11 protein-coding genes and 1 other RNA gene are annotated in these 25401 nt (G+C 43.0%); 2 read left to right on the forward strand and 10 right to left on the reverse strand.

The window, feature by feature from the left end; translation table 11 throughout:
* Positions 1-55 precede the first annotated feature (55 nt).
* The 8 genes from cbpJ to MP387_RS07595 all read right to left on the reverse strand — a co-directional run bounded on the left by cbpJ (position 56) and on the right by MP387_RS07595 (position 7388).
* Complete coding sequence (cbpJ, locus tag MP387_RS07560; RefSeq protein ID WP_242746009.1) at positions 56-1060, reverse strand: N-acetylmuramoyl-L-alanine amidase family protein; 1005 nt, start codon at positions 1058-1060, stop codon at positions 56-58.
* Positions 1061-1159: 99 nt separating this feature from the next.
* On the reverse strand, positions 1160-1849 hold the full coding sequence (locus tag MP387_RS07565) for a response regulator transcription factor (protein ID WP_242746013.1): 690 nt from the start codon (positions 1847-1849) through the stop codon (positions 1160-1162).
* Between the two features lie 11 nt (positions 1850-1860).
* A complete protein-coding gene (gndA, locus tag MP387_RS07570; RefSeq protein ID WP_000158778.1) occupies positions 1861-3285 on the reverse strand; it encodes an NADP-dependent phosphogluconate dehydrogenase in 1425 nt (474 codons plus the stop codon).
* A gap of 75 nt (positions 3286-3360) precedes the next feature.
* Positions 3361-4806: a cell division site-positioning protein MapZ gene (gene mapZ, locus MP387_RS07575; protein WP_242746015.1), complete on the reverse strand. Its 1446-nt coding sequence runs from the start codon at positions 4804-4806 to the stop codon at positions 3361-3363.
* A gap of 12 nt (positions 4807-4818) precedes the next feature.
* On the reverse strand, positions 4819-5976 hold the full coding sequence (locus MP387_RS07580) for a THUMP domain-containing class I SAM-dependent RNA methyltransferase (RefSeq protein ID WP_242746017.1): 1158 nt from the start codon (positions 5974-5976) through the stop codon (positions 4819-4821).
* An 83-nt stretch (positions 5977-6059) separates the two neighbouring features.
* An RNA gene (rnpB, locus tag MP387_RS07585) (RNase P RNA component class B) lies at positions 6060-6441 on the reverse strand.
* A 20-nt stretch (positions 6442-6461) separates the two neighbouring features.
* The gene (gpsB, locus tag MP387_RS07590; RefSeq protein ID WP_000146523.1) at positions 6462-6791 is read right to left on the reverse strand and encodes a cell division regulator GpsB; all 330 of its coding nucleotides are present in this window, start codon (positions 6789-6791) and stop codon (positions 6462-6464) included.
* 69 nt (positions 6792-6860) lie between these two features.
* Positions 6861-7388 carry an SLOG family protein gene (locus MP387_RS07595; RefSeq protein ID WP_000199583.1) on the reverse strand — a complete coding sequence of 176 codons (528 nt, stop codon included), beginning with the start codon at positions 7386-7388 and terminating at the stop codon, positions 6861-6863.
* A gap of 66 nt (positions 7389-7454) precedes the next feature.
* On the opposite strand from MP387_RS07595, the gene recU reads away from it, so the two are divergent.
* Together recU and pbp1a are read left to right on the forward strand one after the other, a co-directional pair.
* Positions 7455-8051, forward strand: coding sequence for a Holliday junction resolvase RecU (recU, locus tag MP387_RS07600; RefSeq protein ID WP_000248755.1), 597 nt, complete (start codon positions 7455-7457; stop codon positions 8049-8051).
* Positions 8048-10222: a penicillin-binding protein PBP1A gene (pbp1a, locus tag MP387_RS07605; RefSeq protein WP_242746019.1), complete on the forward strand. Its 2175-nt coding sequence runs from the start codon at positions 8048-8050 to the stop codon at positions 10220-10222. Before recU ends, pbp1a begins: the two co-directional genes overlap by 4 nt.
* A 168-nt stretch (positions 10223-10390) precedes the next feature.
* Here pbp1a and MP387_RS07610 read toward each other — a convergent pair whose 3' ends face one another.
* Both MP387_RS07610 and MP387_RS07615 read right to left on the reverse strand, forming a co-directional pair.
* Complete coding sequence (locus tag MP387_RS07610) at positions 10391-18640, reverse strand: SIALI-17 repeat-containing surface protein (protein WP_242746021.1); 8250 nt, start codon at positions 18638-18640, stop codon at positions 10391-10393.
* A gap of 140 nt (positions 18641-18780) precedes the next feature.
* On the reverse strand, positions 18781-25200 hold the full coding sequence (locus tag MP387_RS07615; protein WP_242746023.1) for a SpGH101 family endo-alpha-N-acetylgalactosaminidase: 6420 nt from the start codon (positions 25198-25200) through the stop codon (positions 18781-18783).
* Positions 25201-25401: the final 201 nt, after the last annotated feature.

Consider the following 25401-nt stretch of genomic DNA (forward strand, 5'->3'; position numbering starts at 1 on the left):
TTTTATTATATTTTCACAAAAAAAGCGATTGTTTCCTTCACAATCGCCTCTTTCATTATTGGACCCATTCGCCATTATAGTTGACCGAATAGCCTTCTACGGTCGTATTCACTGCCAAAGCACCGGAGCTGTAAGCATAGTACCATTTACCATTAACCTGGAACCAGCCTGTCTTCATATCGCCATTACTTGTATGTAGATAATACCAAGTCGAACCTTCCTGATACCAGCCAGTCGCCATTGCTCCTGATGAACGGAGATAGTACCACTTGTTACCAACATAAGTCCACCCTGTCTTCATATCACCATTTTGTGTATCAAGATAATACCAAGTTGAACCTTCTTGATACCAGCTAGTCGCCATAGCTCCTGATGAACGGAGGTAGTACCATTTATTACCAAGATATTGCCAACCCCTTTGCATTGCAGCGGTTGTTGGATCTAGATAGTACCAAGTCGAATCATCGTTTATCCAGCCACGCGTTAGTTCTCCGACCTTTAAACTGTTGATACGAGATTCGAATCCGCCATTCTTTTGTAAATAATACCATTGCCCGTCGTCATATACCCAACCAGTTTTTAAGGTGTGATAACTTCGTTGGTCTTCAAAATAATAGACTCGTTTCTCTGCTGGGCTATCATATTGTTCACCATGATATTTATCGATATTTGTAGCAGTTTTCGCTTCTAAAACTTGCTTACCAACAAACTCTTGTAGTACGCCATCTTGATTAAAGTAGTACCATCTTGACATGGGCATATATTCTAATCTGATGCCATTTGGGTAAGGACCAATTGTACTACCTTTATCTGGCATGGGAATATACTGCCATCCAACAACCATCTCGCCTGATACATGATCAAAATAATAGGTCTTGCCATCAATCACTCTCCAGGCCGTTTCTTTGATATCACCCTTCTTGTAGTAGGTTCTACCATTTTCTTGGACAAATTGCCAGCCTTCTGAATCAGCATCATCCGCAAAGACGGTGCTTGTCGCTAGCAAAGCAAAGAAAAAGACGGCTAGTCCAACTTGCATCATTATTTTAAATCTTTTCATTAGATCTTTCCTCCATAACTGATTGTAGCAAAGACTTTATTGTATGTCAATATATAGAAACTTCTCAAAAAAAGCAGTTACAAAGCTGCAACTGCTTTTCTATTCTTGCATGGTGTAACCAACACCACGCACGGTTTTAATGTAGCTTTTTTGACCTTTTACATCAAGCTTGCTACGTAGATAACGGATATAAACATCCACGATATTGGTTTCTGTCGCACTTTCGTACTTCCAAACACTTTCCAACAACTGCTCACGAGTCAAGACCTTCTTGCTTCCCATGAGAGTGGCCAAAAGGTCATACTCACGACGCGTCAGAGCAATCATCTCCTCGCCACGATAAACGGTATGATGTTCTACATCCATACGTAGGTTGCGGTAAGACGTTGGAACCTTCATTTGACTACAGTGTTGGTCAATGAAGTCCCGACCTCGGAAAATCGCTGAAATACGAGCTACTAGATTATCAATAATCACTGGCTTATAGATGTAAGAAACGGCGAAGCGCTGGATTGTCTCAATCTGGTCTTGCAATTCTTCGCGATGGTCCAAGACCATGATCACTGAGGCTGGTTTTGTCCGACTCAGCCTCTCTGCAAAATCCTGGGCCGTCATATCCCCCAGACGAGCATTCAGTAAAATCAAGTCATAATCTGTCTGGAGAGCCATGGAGAGGGCTTTTTGCCCCTCCTCGACCAGATCAACACGGTATTGCTCTTTTTGGAGTTCCAGACTGAGAAAATGAGCGAGATTTCGTTCTTTCTCAAGTAATAAAATCCGTTTCACCATGGCAGACCTACTTATTTTTCGTCATACCAAGAGTAGTGGAATGTTCCTTCTTTGTCTTTACGTTGGTAAGTGTGGGCACCAAAGTAGTCACGTTGCGCTTGAATCAAGTTAGCTGGAAGGTCAGCTGAACGGTAGCTATCAAAGTAAGTAATAGCTGCTGAGAAAGTTGGCACTGGTACACCAGCTTGAACAGCAAGAGCTACGATATCACGCACTGCTTGTTGGTACTTGGCAGTAACATCCAAGAAGTATTCATCCAAGAGAAGGTTGGCAAGATCAGCATCGCGGTTGTAGGCATCTGTGATCTTTTGCAAGAAACGAGAACGGATGATACAGCCATCACGCCAGATAGATGCGATGTCCGCAAATGGCAAGTTCCAGTTATTTTCTTTAGAAGCCACACGCAATTGAGCAAAACCTTGTGCGTATGAGATGATTTTTGAGAAGTAAAGAGCTTGACGGATCTTTTCAATCAACTCAGCCTTGTCACCTTCAAATTTGAAGGCAGCTGGTTTTGGAAGGACCTTGCTAGCATGCACACGCTCTTCTTTGTATGTAGAGATGTAGCGAGCAAATACTGACTCAGTGATAAGCGACAATGGCACACCAAGGTCAAGAGATGATTGGCTAGTCCATTTACCAGTTCCTTTGTTTCCTGCAGCATCCAGGATATAGTCTACGATTGGTCCATCTTGACCTTCATCGTCTTTACGGCTCAAGATATCAGCTGTGATTTCGATCAAATAGCTGTCCAACTCACCCTTGTTCCACTCAGTAAAGATTTCAGCCATGTCTTCTGCAGAAAGGCCAAGCAAGTGTTGCATCAAGTCATAGCTTTCTGCGATCAATTGCATGTCACCATACTCGATACCGTTGTGGACCATTTTCACATAGTGACCAGCTCCATCAGGACCGATGTAAGTCACACATGGTTTGCCATCTTCTGGTGCTTTAGCTGAGATTTCTTCAAGAACATCAGCAACCAATTCGTAGGCTTCTTTTTGTCCACCAGGCATGATAGAAGGACCTTCAAGGGCACCTTTTTCACCACCAGAAACTCCAGTACCGATAAAGTTGATACCTGAGTTTGCTAGTTCTTCATTACGACGGATAGTATCTTTGTAGAAAGTGTTTCCTCCATCGATCAAGATATCACCCTTGTCAAGGTGGGGAAGAAGAGCTTGGATAGTTGCGTCTGTACCAGGTCCAGCTTGAACCATCAGCATGATACGACGAGGTTTTTCGATTGAGTTTACAAAGCTTTCCACGTCATAGCTTGGCACAAAGTTCTTTTCAGGATGGCAAGCAATTACGTCTTCTGTTTTTTCTTTACTACGGTTGTAAATGGCAACTGTATAACCACGAGATTCGATATTTAGGGCAAGGTTACGACCCATTACGGCCATACCAACGACACCAAAGTTAGCTTTTGTCATGTGACACTCCTCTTGTTTAATATGTTTTATTTTATCATTTTTACCTATGAAAGGAAAGAATTTTGTAACGGAGTCCTAGTAGTCCAAGTCATCTGCATGACCAGAACCATTCCCTACAAAGTAACCCGTCTTACAGTTGAGGGTGAAGAGATAGGTTCCATCTGGTTTATAGAGGTTGTAATAACCATTTCCGTTTACGATATTGACACGTTCTAGGATATATTGATTTCCAGTGATATAGCCACGAGCACGTGATGTTGCTAGGACTTGTTCCAATACACCATCCGCAAAGGTCCAAGCAGGGTTGTTGCTATCGTCTACAGCTGATTGGTTGTACGGTACACGACTAGCACTTCTTTGAAGATTAACCCCATCGCCAGACAAACCACCATTTGTGTCTCTAGCTGGTGCCGTAGTGCTTGTAGAAGGTGTCGTACTGCTTGCATTGCTTTCTGTAGCTGAACTTGAGCTTTCTTGACTCGTGCTAGAGCTTGAACTTGAGCTGGAAGCACTGGTTTGTTGACTCTTACCAAGACTAATGGCCTTATCCAAGAGTTTGTCTAGTTCTGTGTTCCCTGTCTTAATTTCTGTAAATTTAGCGTCTGCTTTGGCCTTAGCATTAGTATCCAAGACACCGTCCGTAACAGCTGGACTTTCAAAGAGGGCATTAACATCTTGAATAGCCTTGATTTGAGTTGCTAGACTATCATATCTTGACTTAGCTAGTGTATAATCACGGCTACCTTCTAACTTATCTAGCAAGGTTTTCAGTTGGCTCAATTTATCAAACTGGCTGTTTTTCAGAGCTGTCTTATTAGCATCTGTATAGAAAGTATCATAGAAATCATTGAAGTCTTTCAAAGCTGTTTGTGTCCCTTGATCATCCGAAGAGGCTGCTTGAGAAGACTGGATCTCTTGGTTTGAACGAGATACTTGACGGTAGACATAATATGTTCCAGCAAGCACAAGGATTGCAGCTACTACAGAAGTAATGATGATGACACCTTTCTTCTTAGAGCCTGTTTCAGGTTCTGTTTGAGCCGAACGTGATAGAGGTGTATAGGTCTCCTCTTCTTGTTCCTCATTTATTTCCTTGGGCTCTGTTTCTGTTAAAACGAGAGGCTCTATTTCAGCACTTTCTTCATCTTGAAGTGGTGGAACAAACTGAGTAGTCTCATCATTATCTATCTCTTCAATAGATTCCTCAGCAACCAGGTCTGAATCGTCTACCTGATCAGAGGATTCACTTGATTCACGAACTTCTTGGATCATTTCCTCTAGGTTTTGAGTAGAAGCTAGCTCTTCTTTTTTAAACTGACGAGTTTCAAACTTGTCGGCTTCGATTTCTTCACGGTGCTGTTTGATGTATTTGTCTAAGATACTGTCCTCAGGCAATACTCCTGCTTCAACCTCTTCATTCTTACGAATGACTTGACCAACAGTCAAGTCTTTTGCTTCGTCAAAGTCGAATTGTGGTTCTTGATGTCCTTTTTTATGACGATCACGTCTTTTCTTACTCATGAGTTCACCTTTCTATTTTACCTCTTGGCGTTTGACACGCTGACCAAAGTATTGATACAAATCCACTTTTAAGGTCCCATTATACAGTTTTCGCTTTTTATCAGCTGGACTTCCGTACTTGCTTTCAAATGCTTCGTCACTCGTCAGGATAAACTTACTCCACGTTTTCAGTGGTGCAAAGACTTGTCCCATCTCAGCATAGAGCTTGGTAACTCCTGCATCATCAGACAAGCGTTCCCCATATGGTGGATTGGAAATGATAACGCCATTAATCTTGTCTGTACGCAAGTCCTGTACCCGCATTTGCTTAAAGGTGATATCACCTGCGACACCTGCTGCTTGAGCATTTGCCTTGGCAATTTCCACCATGCGAGCATCTATATCACAGCCCATAATGTCCAGCTCAAGTTCACGATCAATTTTCTTAGCCGCCTCTGTGCGAACTTCTTGGATTAACCGATCGCTGACCCAGTTCCATTCCTCAAAAGCAAAGGAACGGCGAAGTCCTGGAGCCATCTTTCTAGCAATCATAGCCGCCTCGATACAGAAAGTTCCTGAACCACACGTCGGATCAATTAAGGGCTTGTCTGGATACCAGTTAGATAGTTGTAAAATGGCCGCTGCCATATTTTCCTTGATCGGCGCCCCACCCTTTTCCGTACGATATCCTCGTTTAAAAAGGCTAGAACCTGTCGTGTCAATCATGACCGTTGCCACATCTTTCAGGATAGATACCTCAATCTTAAACTCGGGACCAGTCTCCATCAAGGGAACTCCTTCTGGACGGGCATAGTGTTTTTGTAATTTCTTCACAACAGCCTTCTTAGAAATAGCCTGAACACTGGGATCGTTGTGAAGTTTAGACTTAACACATTTTGCCTTTGATATCGGGAAGCGTGCTCCTAACGACAGATAGTTTTCCCAATCTAGAGCAAAAACACCTTGAAAAAGCTCTTCAAAGGTCTTAGCTGGAAAATTTCCGACTACAATCTTGATACGATCCGCTGCGCGAAGCCAAAGATTGGTCTCGATGATTGCCTTCACATCTCCTTGGAAGCGGACACGCCCATTTTCAACCTGGCAATCATAACCAAGGTCTCGCACCTCACGTCCAACGACAGCCTCAAGACCCGCCGCAGCAGTTGCGATTAAATTAAATTGTTCTTTCATTTCTAGTCTTGCAAGACCTTTCTCTTATTCACTTTAAAAAATGAGGTTGAGAAAGATTTCTCAGCCCCAACCTATATGCAATTTTCTATAAGCCATGTTTTGTTCCAGAAGTGACTAGGACCACTTCCTTCGATAATCATCTGTCTACCGCTAACAGCATAAATCTGCTAGCAGTCAGAGTACTACGTTCGTTTCCGTGCACTCCATGCCCCGACCAAAATTTGGGTTGCTAGCTTGAGGGGTTTACCGCGTTCCACTCTCTCTGTTTCCAGAAAGACTCCGTCACTGTGGCACTTTCAAGCCTATTCTGACCTATCCGAAGACTTAGCCATTTCGACTGCCGTAACGATTTCTCGTCCCTAGGCTTATGGATTCGCCTAGCACAAACACTACAGGCATCACAGCCTGTGCTAGCATGGACTTTCCTCATGAAAAGAGAACCTCTTCACGCGATTATCCAAAAATTGCACTCATTCCTTAGTCAATTATAAATCTTGGTTGTCTAAGATTTGCTTACCAAATACTTCTTTTTCGAGACGATTTAAGCGTTTCAAAATATCAAAGTTTGTCATTGAAGTAGAAGCTGTTACTTCAATAGAGTCTGGTTGAGTTGGAGCCACCTGTGGTTTATGAGATAATTCTTCCTTCAAATCAGCAATCTCTTGACGAAGGGATTTGACCAAAGCTGCGTAGGTTTCATAATCCTTAATCACATCGTCTAGGAATTCATCTACCTCTGCTTTGCTGTATCCACGTACTTCACGTCCAAATTCTTGTTCAAAAATATCTTTCGCTGAAAATATAATACTTGCCATGTCTCTCTCCATTCTGGGTTACTAGTATTATTATATAAAAAAAGACAAGTAAAAATCAAGGTCAAAGGCTTACTTTTCAGAAAAATTTTCTACTATTTCATTCAAGTCCTCAAATGTTAATCTTCTTGTAACATAGTCCGCTTGATTTTTCATCATTTGGTAAAAATATCGTAACTTGGTTTCGTTTTCTTCGTCGTAAAAAAGATAACAAGTATCTGTATTTTCCAGCAGAAATTTTTGATAATCGCGTAATTGTCCCTTGTGCTCATATTGTGGATAGGCGTATTTGACAAAATCAACCTGCTTGAACTCACTCAATTTCGCTTGATTTGCTTCATTCCAATTACTGCCATGGGTTTCAAAATCAAAAATGGTCGCCAGCTGAAATCCATAGTCTGCTTTCATGTCTTTCGCTACCTGAAGCGCCCAGTACTCAAAGCCCAAAGTCCCTGTAAAGACAAGCCAGGTCACCCCATCCTCTGCTAGACGTTCCAGGTCTCTCCGAATGGCTGTTTTTATAATATCAACGCGAATATCCTTGTCATTAAAGAGACCAAGGTCCAAGGCTGAATAGCCTAAAATCAAGGCTGATGTCATTTTTAACCCTTTCTTTGTAAATTTATGATATAATAGAGTGATGTTATTGTACCAATAAGGAGAATTATGGTCAACTATCCACATAAAATTTCATCTCAAAAGAGGCAAGCACTCCTGTCACAAACTAAAAATTTCGCAAATCGGGGAATGTCTTTTGAAAAGATGATCAATGCTACGAACGACTACTATTTGTCGCATGGGTTAGCTGTTATTCACAAGAAACCGACTCCCATCCAAATCGTACGTGTCGACTATCCCCAACGAAGTCGAGCCAAGATCGTTGAAGCCTACTTTAGACAAGCCTCAACTACTGACTATTCAGGGGTTTATGATGGATACTACATCGACTTTGAAGCAAAGGAAACCAGGCAAAAACATGCGATACCGATGAAGAATTTTCATCTCCATCAAATCCAGCATATGGAACAAGTCCTTGCCCAGCAAGGAATCTGCTTTGTACTCCTTCACTTTTCTTCTCAGCAAGAAACCTACTTATTGCCGGCTATTGACCTCATCCGTTTCTATCATCAGGATAAGGGACAGAAGTCAATGCCACTTGGATATATTCGAGAAAATGGATATAGGATTGAGCCTGGTGCCTTTCCTCAAATTCCCTACCTCGACATTATCAAAGAACATTTACTAGGTGGTAAAACAAGATGAACAAACAAACTTTTCTGCGAATAGCTAAGTATGTCAGTATCAGTCTCTTAACTGTATTTATCGCAGCTGTAATGCTTGGCGGAGGTCTCTTCCTCTACTATGTTAGCAAGGCTCCGGAACTTTCTGAAAGTAAACTAGTCGCTACAACGTCAAGTAAGATCTATGATAGCAATGATGAACTTATCGCTGATCTTGGATCGGAACGTCGGGTCAATGCCCAAGCAAACGAAATACCGACAGATTTGGTCAACGCTATTGTTTCGATTGAGGACCATCGCTTTTTTAATCACCGAGGAATCGACACTATCCGTATCCTAGGTGCTACCCTACGAAACCTTCGTGGTGGTAGAGGTCTGCAAGGAGCTTCAACCTTGACGCAGCAGTTGATTAAATTAACTTACTTCTCTACGTCAACTTCTGATCAAACTCTTTCTCGTAAGGCTCAGGAAGCTTGGTTAGCCGTCCAGCTAGAACAAAAAGCGACTAAACAAGAGATCTTGACCTACTACATCAACAAGGTTTACATGTCAAACGGTAACTATGGAATGCAGACAGCTGCCCAGAATTACTATGGCAAGGATCTCAAAGATTTAAGTATTCCTCAACTGGCTCTCCTTGCTGGTATGCCTCAGGCTCCAAACCAGTATGATCCATACTCGCATCCAGAAGCCGCTCAAGAGCGTCGTAATCTCGTCCTCTCTGAGATGAAGGGGCAAGGTTACATTACAGATGAGCAATACGAAAAAGCGATTAATACTCCGATTACAGACGGACTTCAAAGTCTAAAATCGGCTAATAGTTATCCTCCATACATGGACAACTATCTCAAAGAGGTAATCGATCAAGTCGAACAAGAAACAGGCTACAATCTCTTAACAACTGGTATGGACGTCTACACAAACGTTGATCCTAAAGTTCAACAACATCTCTGGGATATCTACAATACTGATGAGTATGTCGACTACCCAGACGATGAATTGCAAGTGGCTTCAACCATCGTGGATGTGTCAAATGGGAAAGTCATTGCTCAGTTAGGTTCTCGTCACCAATCAAGCAATGTTTCCTTCGGAATCAACCAAGCTGTTGAAACCAATCGTGACTGGGGTTCTACCATGAAGCCAATCACAGACTATGCTCCCGCCTTGGAGTACGATATCTACGATTCAACTGCTTCGATTGTACATGATGTTCCATACAACTATCCTGGAACAGATACCCCTGTTTACAACTGGGATAGAAATTATTTTGGAAATATCACCATCCAATATGCGCTCCAACAATCACGGAACGTTACTGCTGTAGAAACCTTGAATAAAGTCGGTTTGGATAGAGCCAAGACCTTCCTAAATGGAATCGGTATTGACTATCCGGATATGCACTATGCCAACGCGATTTCAAGTAACACGACTGAGTCAAACAAAAAGTACGGAGCAAGTAGTGAGAAAATGGCTGCTGCTTACGCTGCTTTTGCTAACGGTGGTATCTACCATAAACCAATGTATATCAACAAGATTGTATTTAGTGATGGTAGCTCAAAAGAATACGCTGATTCTGGTACTCGTGCCATGAAAGAGACGACTGCCTATATGATGACAGAAATGATGAAGACTGTCTTGGCATACGGAACTGGTCGTGGCGCTTATCTTCCTTGGCTACCTCAAGCTGGTAAGACTGGTACATCAAACTATACAGACGAAGAAATTGAAAACTACATCAAAAATACTGGTTATGTAGCTCCAGATGAAATGTTTGTTGGTTATACTCGCAAATATTCAATGGCTGTATGGACAGGTTACTCAAACCGCCTTACTCCTATCGTTGGCGATGGCTTCTATGTTGCAGCTAAGGTCTACCGTTCAATGATGACTTATCTGTCTGAGGATAACAACCCTGGCGACTGGACAATGCCAGAAGGCCTCTATCGAAGTGGTGAGTTCGTCTTTAAAAACGGTGCTCGTTCTGCTTGGATTGCCCCTGCTCCGCAACAGGCACCAACACCTGAAAGTTCGAGCTCGACATCAGAAAGTTCAACTTCACAGTCAAGCTCAACTACTCCAAGCACGAATAATAGTGCAAACAACAATACCAATAACCAGCAACCAAATACAACCCCTGGTCAACAAAACCAAAACCAAAACCAGAACCAGAATCCTCAACCAGCACAACCATAACATTTATCACCCGGATTTTTCTGGGTGATTTTTTTCATAGCACTATTGCATTTATGTGCTTAACAGAAGCCTGAGAAGATGTCTTCTCAGGCTTTTTCTGTACTATAAACCTCATTGGGAAAGATAGGAAACGAATTTCGTAATCTTGTTAAGAGGTTTTACTAAATACTAGTCTTTCTTTGTTTTTGCTACAAAGAGAGCAGATAGGGCTAGGCTAACACCTGCTAGGAAGAGGGCTGTGTCAGATTGACTCTCACCTGTTGCTGGCAAGCTTTGTTCAGCTGTTTCTGGTCTAGCACTTTCTTGTTTATAATCTGGAGTTTTACCTTGATTGGAAGCTAGAGAGCTAAGTTTAAACTTAGGTTTTTCAACTGTCGGAGCAGCTTGGTCACCTACTGTTGCTACTGGGCCTGTGTATTCTGGCAATTCATGCACTAGAGCCATCACTGCATTGACACCGCCCTTGAACTCAGGTTTTTCAACTGTCGGAACATCTTGGTCGCCTACTGTTGCTACTGGGCCTGTGTACTCTGGAAGTTCATGTACTAGGGCTTCAACTGCATTGACACCACCCTTGAACTCAGGTTTCTCTACTGTTGGAGCAGCTTGGTCACCTACTGTCGCTACTGGGCCTGTGTACTCTGGAAGTTCATGTACTAGGGCTTCAACTGCATTGACACCACCTGTGAATTCAGGAACCTCAAGAACGGGTGCTGGTTCTTCACCCTTGCTTGATTGGATCGGTTCTTCTGTTAATTCTTGATAGAAGCTCGCCAATTCATAAAACTCAGCCTTGCCGCCTTCCCAGACTAATTTGACGTCTAGAAGAGAGCCGCCATTTCGGATAGCGAGGGTTTGGAGACTAGATGTAATGGCACCGAGGTCTGTCCAACTGTCTTGACCATCCTTAAGTGTTCTAGCAAGAACACGTGCCTTAGCTCCTTCAGGAAGACTGGAAACGAGACGAAGGTGGTTGGCATTGGTTGGCTCAGACAAGTGATAAACCAACTCGCCCTTCTCTTTTTCAGACTTGTAGCTGGTCAAGACTTTGCCGTCTACAAGATTATTATAAAGGTTGCCTTGGCTTTCTCCACTACTTCCTTCTACTGTTGGATCATTGATTGGTTTGACAAATTCACCATCGTTGATAACTAATTCTGTAAAGCCTACAAAACGGGCATCATAATCCGCTGTATAGAGGACACGGAGATAGTTAGCTTTGACTGGTGTCGTCAATTCACCCTCGATATAGCGATTTCCTGGCATCTTAGAATCGTGTGTCCAACCATCTGTCAATGAATCATCGTGTGTGCTATTGGCCACACCATCTCCTACTGTCACGACATCAGTCCAAGTTTTACCGTCTTGGCTGACTTGAATCTTACCATCACGAAGGTAGTTTTGAGTTCCGTCTTGGATGTAGGCTCTGATCTTCTTGATAGTGCGTTCGCTACCAAGTTTCAAGGTCACATGACCATCTTTACGGGCATAGTCTGAAAACTCAACAAAGTTGTTGTAAACACCATCAAACAGTTGATCTAGGTTGTTCAGTTTACGAACATCATTGCTTCCGTATGTTGGATGAATTCCCATTGAAGTTGATTCCAATTTTGTTGGTTGCACTTCTTTAGTCGTCACAAGGAGAGAAGTGGCTGTCACAGCTTGCTCCTGATCTGTTTTGTTGACCAGACGCACATAACGTACTAAGTGGCTTGCTGCAGATCTATCAGTCAACTGGCTAGCTGGCATCCATTCTTGCGCATTTGCAGAGTACTCAAGGCTAAGAGCTGGGTTGGCTTGGCCTTGGAGCTGGATACTATTGACCTGATGGATACGGTCAAGTTTCATACCTAGATAGCTATTTGCAGGAAGTTTAGTTCCAGCTGGAATTTGAAGTTCATAATGTCCCAAGCTATCCACTACCGGCGTTTCCTTCAAGGCATCGACGTTGGTGTCCGTTAACTCACTGTTTCCAGAGCGTGTCTCAACAGAGAAGTCTTGGATACGCCACCAGAGGTCGAGTGCCTTAGTATTGCGGACTCGGATGTAGCGAGCATTTATAGCTCTGGTCACTTCCTTGGTTTGTTCTCCTGATAGGCGATCCAACTCTTGCCATGCAGTTCCATCTGTAGAGTACTCAAGTACACCTGCGGCAAGCTTATCACCCGTTCCTTGGCGAAGGCGAACTTTAGTAACTGACTTGACTTCACCGAGGTCCAGTTGTGCCCAAGCATCTACTGGTGTTGTATTGCTACCGTCAGCATTTGCCATCATGGCTTCTGTATTGTCCTTGCCATCAGTGATTTGACGGGCTGAAGTATTTAGTTTGTAAACTAAGTTTGAGCTTAGACTAACTGTCGTTGCTTGTTGGCTACGAGCTTTTTCAACTGGACGGTTGACTGCAATTTCCTGAACTGCAAACCAAGTGTTCTCGCGATCTGCTGTCGCAATCATGCGAACTGCCTTGGCCTTGATATTGAGATTCTCAAACTTAAGCAGGGATTCATTTCCGACATAACTTGGCTCTTTCAAGGTTACCCAGTTGTCATTTTCATCTTGATATTGCACTTCTGCCTTACTAAAGGTATCACGTGGATTAGCCTGCGTTCCCATAGCAAAGGTCAAGGTTTGGATCGCTACCGGCTTGTTGAATTTCATACCGATATAATCACCTGTCTTGATGCTGTTTGGTGATTTAATAATCGCATGAGTTGCCAAATCGCCATCCGTTACTTCTGCCAAACCACCTTCTACACCTGTTCGATTGGTGATAAAGGTGCTGATGATTTGGTCTGGATGCAAGACTTTTTGAACTTCAGACGCTAGAACTTCTTTCAAGGATAGGATAAATGGACGAATGTGTTGAACACCCAATTCAGCCTTTTCCATATGGTCTACATAATGGAAGGTATGAGTTTGAGACTGTTCGTAGAACTTCAAGCCTTTATAATAGCTGTCCCAAAGCTTAGCAGCATCGTTTGTAGCCATAGCTTCTGTTCCTGTAAGGAAGGCATCGAGGGCATTCATTTGGTCGATTGCATTATCCAACCAATAGTGGATTTGGGCAACCATCTTTTTATCGCCTGATGCTTTATAGAGTTCGGCTGCTTCTTTAATCTTGGCAAATTCTGCACGCAAGGCTGTACGTTCAGCAGTCACATCCTGACCTGCTTTGAGCTTAGTCATGAAGTCTGTCAATTTTGGAGCCAAGTCTACAGATTCTTCTAGTTTAACGACACGAGTATCCATGTTTTGGTTGATCATGTGCTTACCAAGTTCACGGAAGGCTGCTGATACCTTGCTATCTTCAAAATGACCATTTTCTACAAAGTTGAAGGCAATATCATTGATTTTCTTAGCTTCTTCTTCTGATTTCCACTGTTTCCATGAGTATTGAGCTCCTGAAAAGAGGGCAATCTTAGATGGTTCAGACTGTTGCATTGGGTTCAACATGATACCAGATAGCAAGCTTGGATCCACATTTGGATGAAGGAATTTCTCACCACCACCTAGAATCAAGTGCTGTTTAGAGTTATCTGTTACAGGCCAGTTAATCCAAAGTGAAACTGGGCGATAGGTCTTGCCACCTGCGGATAGATTGTTTTTGAGAGTTGAAAGGAAGCTTTCAGAGACTTCACCCCAAATCTTACCACCCGTCAAGGTCATGGATGTTGAACTTGGGAGATTTTCATTGAGGGATTTCAACTCATCCTCACGTCCATTACCCCAATACTGGCCAGGAACAAAGATCATTTCTTTACGAAGACCGCTGTAAGTTCCCTGCATTTCAGTCAACCACTTGGTCATATCTTGCATCAAGCGGTTGTAGCTATTGTAGCCTCCGACTGGGCTTGGAGCATCATCTGCAAGGATACCAAATTCGCGGACACCCACTTTCATCAACTGGGTAAATTTGGCCTTGATGGTTGCCAAATCTTCTTGGTAATGCGCTTCATTGCCAAAGCGGATACGGTTGTTCATGAATGGATGGATAGTCCAGACATAGCGTGTTTTACTTTGATTTCCGACACGAGCAAGTTCACGGATTTCAGCTAGTTTTTCTTCCGGATAGAGTTCACGCCATTTCTTGTTGTGGTATGGATCATCTTTTGGTGCAAAGAAGTATTGGTTCAATTTCAAATCGCCACCATAACGCATGAGCTCTGCACGATCGGCATTCGACCATGGATTTCCATAGTAACCTTCGATGAAACCACGGTTCTTGAGCTCTGCGTAATCTTCTACTGTCACATTGCGAAGGACTGGCACTTGGCTTTCCTTGAGCATGTGTTTCAAGGTTGTCAAACCATAGAAAACTGCATCAGTGTCTTTTCCGACGATGGAAATCGAATTATCCTTGATGCTCAAGACATAGGCGTCAATCTTGTCAAAGAGACCTGCTGAAACCTTGGACAAGTTTTGCTCTGCTTGTGAACCTTGTCCATGCACTCCAAGATAGATATTGGTTGCGCCAGCGATTGCCGCCTTACCAGTTGTATAAGATACTTGATTGTCCTGCAAAACACTCTTCAAGCGATTGCGAGTATAGATATCGAGTTGATCGCCCATGACCAGATTGACTTGCTTGCGAAGAGCTGTGACACCTTCTCCATAAGTCACTTTTTGTGGAGTTGGGAAAACCTTGTACTCTTTCTTGAGATAGTCTGCGCTCTTGCTGGCAGCTACAATACTATCTTCGCTAGCTGGTTTACTTGCAGTGAATTGATCTGCCAATTCAACTGTTCCATCACCGGTTTGGTCTACTTTTGGCTTTTCAGGTGTAGTTGGTTTTTCTGGTTGACTTGGTGCAGGCATTTCTTGCTCTTCTTTGACAGGTTTTAATAGATGAACTTCAGCTGCACTTGCAAAACCACCAACGCCTTCCAATACTTTCAACTCAATCTTGTTGGTATCTACCGCCGCAAAGTTGACTGTTTTTTCTTGGGCGTTGTTGTCCCAGCTTCCTTCTGAAACCTTGACCATTTGGCCATCTTTTTGTGCGTAGATTTCGTAGCGCGTCACGACACCATTTCCACCACCTGGACGTGGGAGATACGTCAAGCCATTGACTTTTTCTGCTTCTTTCAAGGTCATAGTAAGGGTGTATGGCGCAGTGTCACCAGTCCACTTAGTATGCCAGAAGGTATTTGGATCATTGTCAAAGGCCTTTTCAACAGCGCCTTCAGTCGCGTTTCCTGGAAGTTGCTGACTGCTTGCGGTTGCTGTAATCTTATCATTTGAAATCAAACGAGGATTTACAAATGGTTTATCCGACAACTCAGCACTATGCAAGATTCCTTTGAAACCACCAATGCTTTCAAGCGGTAGAACCAAGCTATTGTGGGCAAAACGAGGGTGGGCTGGATTTGCAATACGCTCAATCTTTTCACCATCTACATAGACTTCTGTAGATTGTGGTTTGGTCACAATAGAGATTTGATAACGTTTGTTCTTTTCAAGTTTTTTCTTGAATTGGATATGGAACTGTTCAAATTGATAAGCAAGATAGCCGTCTTTATCAGCTAGATAGATACGGTTGTCCCCACTTGTTGAGAAGGTTTGTTCCCCGTCTCCAGTGACAGTCACATCAAACTTCAAGACATGACTTGGACCAACATCACCTGCCAAGCCTTCGATACTGCTGTCTTTCTCAAAAGCCAATCCCTGCTCGCTTGTCTTCACTTTCTTGCTTGCATAGTTCTTGACTGTTTCAGGATTGATGGTAAACAAGTCGCTTTGATCAATCTCTTTATCAGGATTTGACTGTGGCGCATAAGGACTCGTTGGTAGGGTGCGTTCTGCAAAGGTCGCAGCTGCACGGTCAGATCCCCAAGTGCGCTCTGCAGTGGTTTGCATGCTCTTGAAGAAGCGTTTAAAGATATCATAAGAGGTCAAACCGGTCTCATGAAGGTCGATATTGTCATTCCAAACTGCGTGACCACCACCAAGGATACTTGGATGAGAAGCTGGTAGAAGTGGACCTCCACCTGTTCTAAAATCATTCGGTGTCCAGCTATTGTACTGACGTTCGTAGTTAGCATAGTCCCCGTAGGCTGCTTGACTATTGCTTCCACTTGGCACACTATAGGTCGGTACATCCGTGATATTGATAATCTTAGCTCCCTGAGCAATGGCCTCATTTGGTCGTTGCCATCCGATACTCCAGATATCAACCTCTACTCCGTTCCAATCAACAGGAGTGTTCCCACGTTTCGCACTGAGCGAGCCCCAGATACGAGGGGTATAGCCTTTTCCTTTAATGTATTTGATAAGGTCATTGACATAGCGACGATAGCTTTCTCTGCTGCCATAGTATTCATCCGTTCCGATATGAACAGTTGATACCCCATGAAGTGGTGCATCTGGACCATCGAGGAGTTTGTCATAAACGGATTTAACAAATTTAAGAGTTTCTTCATACTTAGTATCCAAGTCCAGCATGGCAACTCGTTCAACATTGTGCTTGCCTGCATAATCTCTCAAACTACCTTGATACATAAGGTCTGGGCGAACTTTGACAAATGATAGAGCATGACCTGGTGTGTCAATTTCTGGCACTAGATTGATATGCAAGGCCTTGGCAAGTTTGATCAGATTTTGCATTTCTTCCTTGGTATAATGCTCATCTGATGTCAATTTTTGACCATTCTTACCAACAATATCTGTCTCCACACGGAAACCAGTCTTAGCGTGTTCAAGTACATACTTGAGTTGTTCTTCTGGACTTAAATTCTTACCTGCCAAGTGTTCCTTAAGGAAGATATAGTTATCATTAAGGTGCAACTGCAAGTCGTTCATCTTGTAGTAAGCCATGTTGAGCATGATGTCTACAAGAGTGTCATAAGGGATAAATTTACGACCTGTATCTAGCATAAAGCCACGATGGCTGAAACTTGGGAAATCACGAATTTCACCATTTTGTAGGTCTGTTTCTCCCATTTGAAGAAGAGTACGAGTGGCGTAGAAGGCTCCTGTGTTTGTGGCAGCTTCGATGGTAATCACATCATTTTGGATAGTGATGCCATACCCTTCTTTACCATAACCCTTGTTTTCAACCTTTTTAAATTCGATTCGTTTTTGAGCCTGCTTGTCACCTGTTGCTAGTTCCAATCCACGGCTGGCAAGGTCTGACTGATAGAAGGTTGCAGCCTGATCAAAGCCAGAATCACCCGTCGCAAGAACTGTATCTGAAGTGATAGCAGATTGGCCTTCTTTCCCATACCATTGTTGAACAGCTGGTGCTACTTTTGGCTTCATACCCACACCTTCGTCCTGATGTAGCCCCTTGATGACTACTTCAAACTCTTTTGTAAAGGTATGACTGTCTCTGATTTGTTGCACCATGACCTTGACGCGTTGGTCTGTCAAAGGCTTATAGATGTGATTTTGAAGGTCAATCACACCTTGCTTGTTGCTTCCGATAAGGCTAACTTTCCCTGGCAAAGTTGGTAAGACAAGAGACTGTCCGTCTTCTGCTACTGTTAGTTCGGTTACTTGGCGGATATCCGTTACCCTACTATGGTCCGGAACGTTTGAATAAGCTCGAATTTCTTGGATGCCAACGTTTCTCCAACCCATTGTGCCCGCTTGATAGTCGTTAATTTCTAACTTAAGATATTTAGCTTGAATACTTTCAGCTAGGTCAACTTTCTCATCTAAAACAGGTTCTCCAGTTTTGGTATGAGCTAGTTTCCATTGTTTTTCTCCATTAGCCCCCACATCTTCTTGGCCTGCGTAATAGAGACTCCAAGATTTGATATTTGGATCATTTTGCCCATTACGAAGACGACGATCCCAGTCTATTTCCACATGTTTGATGAGGGTAGTTTTTGGAAGAGTTAATTCAAAAGTTGGTTTTACTGCATCTCTATCTGTAGCCCAACGAGTATTGTCATCTCCGTCGATAGCCTTATCCGCAGTAAAGTTGGTACCAGTCTCATGGTTGTTTGCTTGGGCAGTAGCACCTTCGAGATGATTGATATCCTCTCTATCTTCGATTGTCTTTTCAGCTGGTTTTACTGCTGGTGTAGTAGTTTCCGCAGGTCGATTTTCTGCCTTTGGTGTTTCAACCGGTTTCGGCGTTTCAACTGGCTTGGGACTTGCAGGACTTGTCTCTGGTTTTGTCTCTTCACTTGCTGCAGGATTGGTTCCCTCATCAGTCGCTGGAGTTTCTTCATGACTTGCTTCTGTTGCAGCTTCTGCATCTGCCTTTTCAAGCGCAGCGGCTAAATCATCTGGTAACTTATCCAAGGCTTGAACATGAGTGATACTTCCCTCTGTCTCTGAAGGTGTTGCTGTTTCTGCCGCCTGAACCATATTGGCGCCAAAGATACTAGCACCAATCATAACGGAGGCTACACCGATTGCAAATTTTCTTATACTATAGTGACAGCGTTTCTCAAAAAAATGTCTATCCATCTTTCTCCTATTCCTTTCATCCGCATACATGAGTAAGCGGTATTATTTCTCCTTTGAAAAAGGAGAGAACCAAGAGGTCCTCTCCGGCTGTTTGATCCTATTTGATTCGAGATCTTTTGGATTTCTAAAACCAAATCTGTTTAGTCTTCTTTTCGTTTTGTCGTAAGAACAGCAGCAGATAAAGCGATACTCACACTTGCTAAGAAGAGGGCTACTTCTGAGCTGTGCTCCCCTGTAGCAGGTAGTTTTTCTTCATCTTTCGCTCCCAGAGTTTTGGTCTCAGCTACTGGACTTGGAGTGAGCGGGTACTCAGGTTTTTCAACTGTTGGAGCTGCTTGATCTCCAGCTGTAGCCAATACGCCTGTGTAGGCTGGCTTTTCATTTACCAAGGCCTCAACTGCATTGACTCCACCTCTATACTCTGGAACTTCATTTGCAGCCGCTAGGACCGCATTGGCTCCACCTTTGTATTCTGGTAATTCGTGAACCAAGGCTTGGACCGCATTAACGCCGCCCTTGAACTCAGGGACTTCATGTACAGCTGCTTCTGTTGCATTGACGCCACCTTTGAACTCAGGGACTTCATGTACAGCTGCTTCTGCTGCATTGACGCCGCCTTTGAACTCAGGTACATCAAAAACTGGTGGTTGTTCTTCACCCTTGCTACTTGTTGGAGCGTCTGGTTTCGTAGCAGAATCTTTTAATTGGTTGAGATAGTCTGCGAAGTAGGCAACCATTCTTTCCGTCAAGAGATGGTTATCCGTCGCATAATTCATGCTCGCCTGAACTCCAGCTACTTCCTCTTGATTGTCTTTGTCTGTTAATTTCTGCGCCTTAGCCAAAGCTGCTTCATAACCAGACATGTCAAGTGGTGTTTCTGCTACCTGTGGACGGGTAAAGATGAGTTCCGCTGCAGATTGGTATTTATCGCCACCATCTCCGTAAGTCTTGGTACCAGTAAGGACAATTTTCTTAGCCTTGATTGTCTTGCCAAAGTCAATGTCTTTTGGCTTGTTGTTATTTGGCCAATCTGTCACTGTGAAGGTATGTTCTTTACCAGACTCATCTGTGACAACCAGTTTCACATCTCGCAAGTTTCCATTTGAATCAGAGGCACGTGGAACATAACGAAGTCCAGTGATTTCAGTTGGTTCTTTCAAGACCATGGTTGCAGGCTTGCCTACATCTCCACCATTCCAAGATGTATGCCATAGACTAGACACATTTCCATCAAAGGCATTCTCTAGACCTTCACCTGGTTGGGCAGGCGCATCTAAACTTTCAAAGTCTTCTGCTACCAAAGCTGTCTTCTTCTGAACCAAAGCATTCTTCAAAGCTTCAATCTTGGCAATCTCTGCACGCGCCTCTTCCACGCTAATATCATCATCTGCCTGACTGAGGTTAAAGACCGCCTCTTTCAAAGCATCCATAGACTCTTTCGTATAGTTGGTCATGGCAACCGTTGGCAAGTAGTTCTTCAGAGCATTTTCTGTCAACATCTTACCTGTTAGGGTAATTTCTTCGATGTGAAGATTGTCCATCATGAAGTCGTTGTAACCACGGAAGTTGGCATTTCCACCAGAATCACCACGAGTATTGCTTGCGTTTCCAGTTGAGTAGATACCTACCCAAGTATCGCCTGTTTCTGCACCTGTCACGAGGAAGGTTGCCTTCTTAGCTTTCTTAGAATCTGTCCAAGTATTTGGCAATTCATGCATTTCCAAGTTGCTTGCTTGAGTACCACGACGACCTGACTGGAATTCTCCCTTACCAACTACAAAGGCATAGGTATTGTCTGATCCTGCTTCGTATTCAAAGGTTACACGGTAAGTCTTACCAGCTTCAAAGCGGAAGTTTTGCGGAATAGTTTGGTAAACCAAGTTACGACGGCTCACTAGTCCATTTGTCTTCAATGACCAATTTCCATCAATAACATCATCGACTTTCTTACCGTTCCAACCACGCTGTGTATATGGATCGTGTTTTTCAGACAGGTGAGTGCGGTTGTCTTCGACACCTTCGACACCACCTACTACAAATGGGAAGATTCCTTGAGCAACATTTTCAAAGTCTTGTTTGAAGGTTCCTTGACCTGTATCATGCTTGTCTCCGTACATGCTTGAATTGTTTTCAAAGGTACGAATTTCATCAAAGTAAGTTGCTTCATCACCAGCTTCACGACTCAATGTCAGAGTGACATTTGATACATCAGATCCAGTTGTAAAGAAGGCGTACATATTTTGGAAGTAACTTGTATCATCAACTGTAGCATTTTCACGGCGATTGTTATGAGCATAAGCTTTGATATAGTTGAGAGCGAGTGACTTATTGGTGTAAGTAGTCACTTCTTTTTCGCCAGTATTCACTGTGATACTTGCCTTAGCATTACTACGGTTATCGACACCAACATAAACCGCATACTTGGTATTTGGTTTCAAGCCAGTCAGTTTCTGAGTAAGGCTGACCTTGCTCTTATTACCTTGGATACGAAGCATTTCATTTGCACCCTGTGATTTGACAATTTCTGCCTTAGAAGCATCACCAGAAATGGTCCAATGTTTCAAGGTTCCACTGTTAAATCCTTGGTCATAGATGTGCATGCCTTCGCTCCATGACATTTCAGGATTGGTTTGTTTTGAACGGTAAAGAACGTATGGTTGATTTGCTAGAAGGTCTAGGGTAATCTTGCCATCTTTTACAGTTAGTTCCTGCTCTTCTGTCTTACCTTGGTCAGTTAGCTTGTAAAGGTAAACCTTGCTATTTGCCCAATCGCTTGGAAGTGTCCAAGTTGTTGCACCAGCTTGCGTATTGAAGTAGTACATTTTTTCCTTATCAGTAGGAAGTTTCTTTCCATTCGCATCCCAGTTCCAAGGAGTCAAGTAAGCTGAACCATCTTGGATGACACGTCCGTTAAGCGTTACTGTACGTTCACGGTATTGTGGGCTATTGACATCATTTGACTTACGCGTCACAACAACCTTGTTACCTGCTGCATCGACTAGCTCAACTTTCATTTCTGGAGTCCATTTATAGGTGCTACCATTATCGGTCATGGTAACTGGTGTACCATTTTCCCATTTACTTACAGTGAAGTGTTGGAAGTACTTGGTCATGACATCATGGGCAAAGAGGTTAGTCACGTAGCCATTGTAGTCGCTTCGTCCTTGCCAGCCTTCAAAGTCTTTCATGCTGTATCCACCTAGAAGTGGGTAGTTGGCTGCACCACCGTAACTTCTGTAGTCCCCAACCCAAGAATCTTTTTGGTGGTTGCGGATAAAGCGTGTGATGGCACTGTTGATACCTTTATTAGTGTAGCCACCATAGGTCAAGTCAGCTGCCCAGTGTTGGAAGGTAGAGTCGTATTCACCACCATGCCCCCACTCAATCGCAAAACGCCAGCCTTGTTTGTTGATTTCTTTGGCAAGAACGTGGGTAGCCCAGGCACCGTTATCACCTGATTGGCCATTGCCCCAAACGTCCACATAGATAAAGTCGAGACCATCACCAAGTTTTTTCTTCAAGTCTTCCCAGCGAGCCAAACGTCCATGCGCCAAGTCATAAGCAGCATCAATGTTGATACCTTGGTCTAGCCAGTTCCAACCATAGCTGTAGCTTCCATCTGGATTCTTACGAAGAATATTTTCATTAAAGTATTTAGACTCAGGATAAGTCTCAGAAGCGTTCACGTGGATACCAAGATGAGCTCCATATTTCTTCGCTTTTTCAATCAAGGTCTTGAAGTCTTCAACACCACCAATACGTTTACCAATATCAGCATAGTTCAAGTGACCAGAGTCGTGACCTTCACTACCATATCCTTTAAGGAGAACACCTTGCCCAAGACCATCTGTGTGGAGATTGATTTTCTTGATACCATCCAAGGTCATAAGGAATGGGTTTTGCGCTTGAGAACCAAAGTTCATCGCGATACGATAAGCTGTGATATCCTTAACTTTTTCCCAACCTTGAGGGTTGTTCATAATGCTACGATAAGCAATGGCACCATCTTGCCAGTCGACTTTGTTGTCAGCATTGGCATCTTCTGTGATAACAACCTTGGCACTTGGAAGTTCTTTGGTGTACTCTGGGAAAACAATGCCCTTATAAGCTTTTTCCCATTGCCATTCAGAGCTATGAATTCCGACATAGTTGGCATTCCCAACTGTTTCTTTATAGGCTGTCAAACGAGTCCAGTCATTCGAACCACCACCGTAGCTGTTTTGAGAATTGCTCCAAACACCTGCAGCAAGCTTATCTGTAGAAACAAATCCATACATGTAACCCTTAGCCAAATCCTTCATTGGATTGGTTACATCGATATGATCATCCCCGCTGACATGGGTATTGTTTGACATGGTTGCCCCATCAAACTTAGCACCAGCTTGGTCACTCGAAACAGAGACTAAAGCATTACCTAGGAAACTAATCGTAGAAAGCAATTTTCTTTCATCATCAATCTTTTGACCTGGAGTGACTTGATTGTGGTTGACAATCTTGGTCACATCAAAGTGCAATTGATTATCCACAACTTGCAAGCGTACTGTCATTTCCGCATTGATTAAGTGAGCATCATCACGAAGCTTCATCACGTACTCTGCTGTTGTTTCATTGATTTTCTTATAAGTGACTTCAGGGGTTATTCGATGGTTATTGATAAAGACTTGGTTGAACTGTTGCACCTGTCCTGGTAAAGTATGGCCATTCAAAGTGTATTCTTTGACACGAGGAAAGGCTTGGTCAATCACTGCCTTGAGAACCTTAGACTGGATCGTATCATAAGTCACCTTGCTATCGTCAACGGCAGGACCTGTTTCTTTCTGGGCAGGAGTATCATCCGCTTTTACACCTTCTTGATTGTCTGTTTTAACGCTAACAACCGTTCGGTCATTGCTATAAGTTCCTGCCTTGAGAAGGATTTTCTTCTCATTTTTAAGATTCTCATTGACCGCCCCAGGTAGGGTCACTGTGTCAAAGAGATTTACATCATTGTTGCTGGCATTGAGTTGTCCATCTGACTTGAGAGTGATTGAAAGACGGTTTACAGAACCCGGTTCTGGTGCTGCTACACGGTTGCCTTTATACCATGTGCTGTTACCTGGAGTTTTGTATTCCCAGAACCAGCCACCTTGGTCATATCCAACAAAAACATTGTTCTTGGTATCTTTAAATTTCAAGAAGACACCAAAGCGTGATTTTCCCTTTTCAGAATCATCTTTGAAGGTTAAATCAACCGTCGCATTTCCATTAGCGTCAACTGTCAATCCTTGTTTTTCAAACAAGGCTGGTTTGCCATCATTGTCATTCTGGGCCGTTGAAGACAATTGATTGTAGCGAACACCCTTTTCTTCACGAATAGTGACTGTTCCTTGTTGCTCTTTATTCGCTACCGTTTGCCATTCAGGAGTCACTGTCTTAGGTGTTTCAGGTTTAGCAGCTGCAGGTTTATCCTCTTTTGGTTTTTCTTCAGCCGGTTTTTCTTTCTCTTCCAAGTCTGCTGGTTTCACACTTGAAATTCCCTGTATGTGGTCTTGAATCCATTTTAGTTGAGCTGGTGAAAAGAGAATGCCACCGCTCCGTTTTCCAACTACACCATTTTGGTGAACTCCGACTAGTTTGCCTTCTGTATCAAAGATACCGCCACCACTAGCACCCGGTTTTCCTCCTTGGTAACCAATCCCTTGGACACCTTCTCCGTATGGTTCCGCAAAATCAACTGTAGTATTGACAATCGGATTCAATTTCCCTTCTGGATAACCAAAGACATGGAGTTTATCTCCGATTTTCTTAACTACTGGCTTTTTGGTTACTTCAACAGGCGTATTTTCGAGAACTGTACGCAATCTCACAAGAGCCAAATCATTTTTGAAGCCCTTCAGGTAGCCTTCACGATCCCAATGAATAATATCTTTCTTACTAAACTTGACATCTGGCAATCCTGGATATGAGATGCTATAGATATCTCCATCCCCTTGGTCATTATCCACAACCTTACGGATATTGCCGTCTTGGCTGTCCTTGATAAAGTTATGAGAAACCGTCAAGACAAGGTCTTTAGCAACGACAATACCGCTGCCTTCTCCTGATGGCGTCTTAATCTTAACAGTCGCGCCGTAGTTTAATTCCCCATTGGTAGTCTTAGCCACATCTTCTGGGACGAGCTTCCCAGTATCTTGAGCCAATTGATCCTTGTCAACTTCACGCCCATTATCTTCAGCTTTCTCCAACTTACCTTCTAATTCTTTTGGCAAATTGCTTGGCTTTTCAGACTTTTCTTTTTCTTGAGCCAACAACTCTTCTTCTGTTTGAGGGCCTTCAGTAGTTTCAGCTGAACCAGGATTCTGAGCGGCAGCTTCCTTGTCAAAATCGTGCCCCTCATCACTAGCCTTTTTATCCAAATCAGCTAGTTCACTCGGCAAATTATCTGTTGAACCAACTCTTGCTTGATCAGCTAATACTGGGCTAGCTGCGAAGAAAGTCGCTCCAATCATCACCGAAGCTACTCCAAGCGTAAACTTACGAATACTGAACTTACAGCGTTTTTCAAAAAATCGTTTATCCATGAACTCCTAAATCCTTTCATTTTCCAGTAAGCGTTTACATTTCTTTTTTAAAAAATACTCCTTTCTCTGAAAGTGCTCTGCTTAACTGCTATAAATAAAAAATAATTGTACTTTTAATATAACAAATAAAAGACAAGAAAGCAATAGGAAACAGGTAAAATTCACTAAAATTTTCTCTTTTCTGAACAGTGCTAACGCTTA

Origin of the sequence: Streptococcus oralis (genome assembly GCF_022749195.1) — a bacterium.
GTDB classification, from domain to species: Bacteria; Bacillota; Bacilli; order Lactobacillales; family Streptococcaceae; genus Streptococcus; species Streptococcus oralis_CI.

Coding starts and splice junctions, on each gene's coding strand:
- gndA (WP_000158778.1), bottom strand. CDS start 3,285: ATGACAAAAGCTAACTTTGGTGTCGTTGGTATGGCCGTAATGGGTCGT.
- gpsB (WP_000146523.1), bottom strand. CDS start 6,791: ATGGCAAGTATTATATTTTCAGCGAAAGATATTTTTGAACAAGAATTT.
- cbpJ (WP_242746009.1), bottom strand. CDS start 1,060: ATGAAAAGATTTAAAATAATGATGCAAGTTGGACTAGCCGTCTTTTTC.
- recU (WP_000248755.1), top strand. CDS start 7,455: ATGGTCAACTATCCACATAAAATTTCATCTCAAAAGAGGCAAGCACTC.
- MP387_RS07580 (WP_242746017.1), bottom strand. CDS start 5,976: ATGAAAGAACAATTTAATTTAATCGCAACTGCTGCGGCGGGTCTTGAG.
- mapZ (WP_242746015.1), bottom strand. CDS start 4,806: ATGAGTAAGAAAAGACGTGATCGTCATAAAAAAGGACATCAAGAACCA.
- MP387_RS07565 (WP_242746013.1), bottom strand. CDS start 1,849: ATGGTGAAACGGATTTTATTACTTGAGAAAGAACGAAATCTCGCTCAT.
- MP387_RS07615 (WP_242746023.1), bottom strand. CDS start 25,200: ATGGATAAACGATTTTTTGAAAAACGCTGTAAGTTCAGTATTCGTAAG.
- pbp1a (WP_242746019.1), top strand. CDS start 8,048: ATGAACAAACAAACTTTTCTGCGAATAGCTAAGTATGTCAGTATCAGT.
- MP387_RS07610 (WP_242746021.1), bottom strand. CDS start 18,640: ATGGATAGACATTTTTTTGAGAAACGCTGTCACTATAGTATAAGAAAA.
- MP387_RS07595 (WP_000199583.1), bottom strand. CDS start 7,388: ATGACATCAGCCTTGATTTTAGGCTATTCAGCCTTGGACCTTGGTCTC.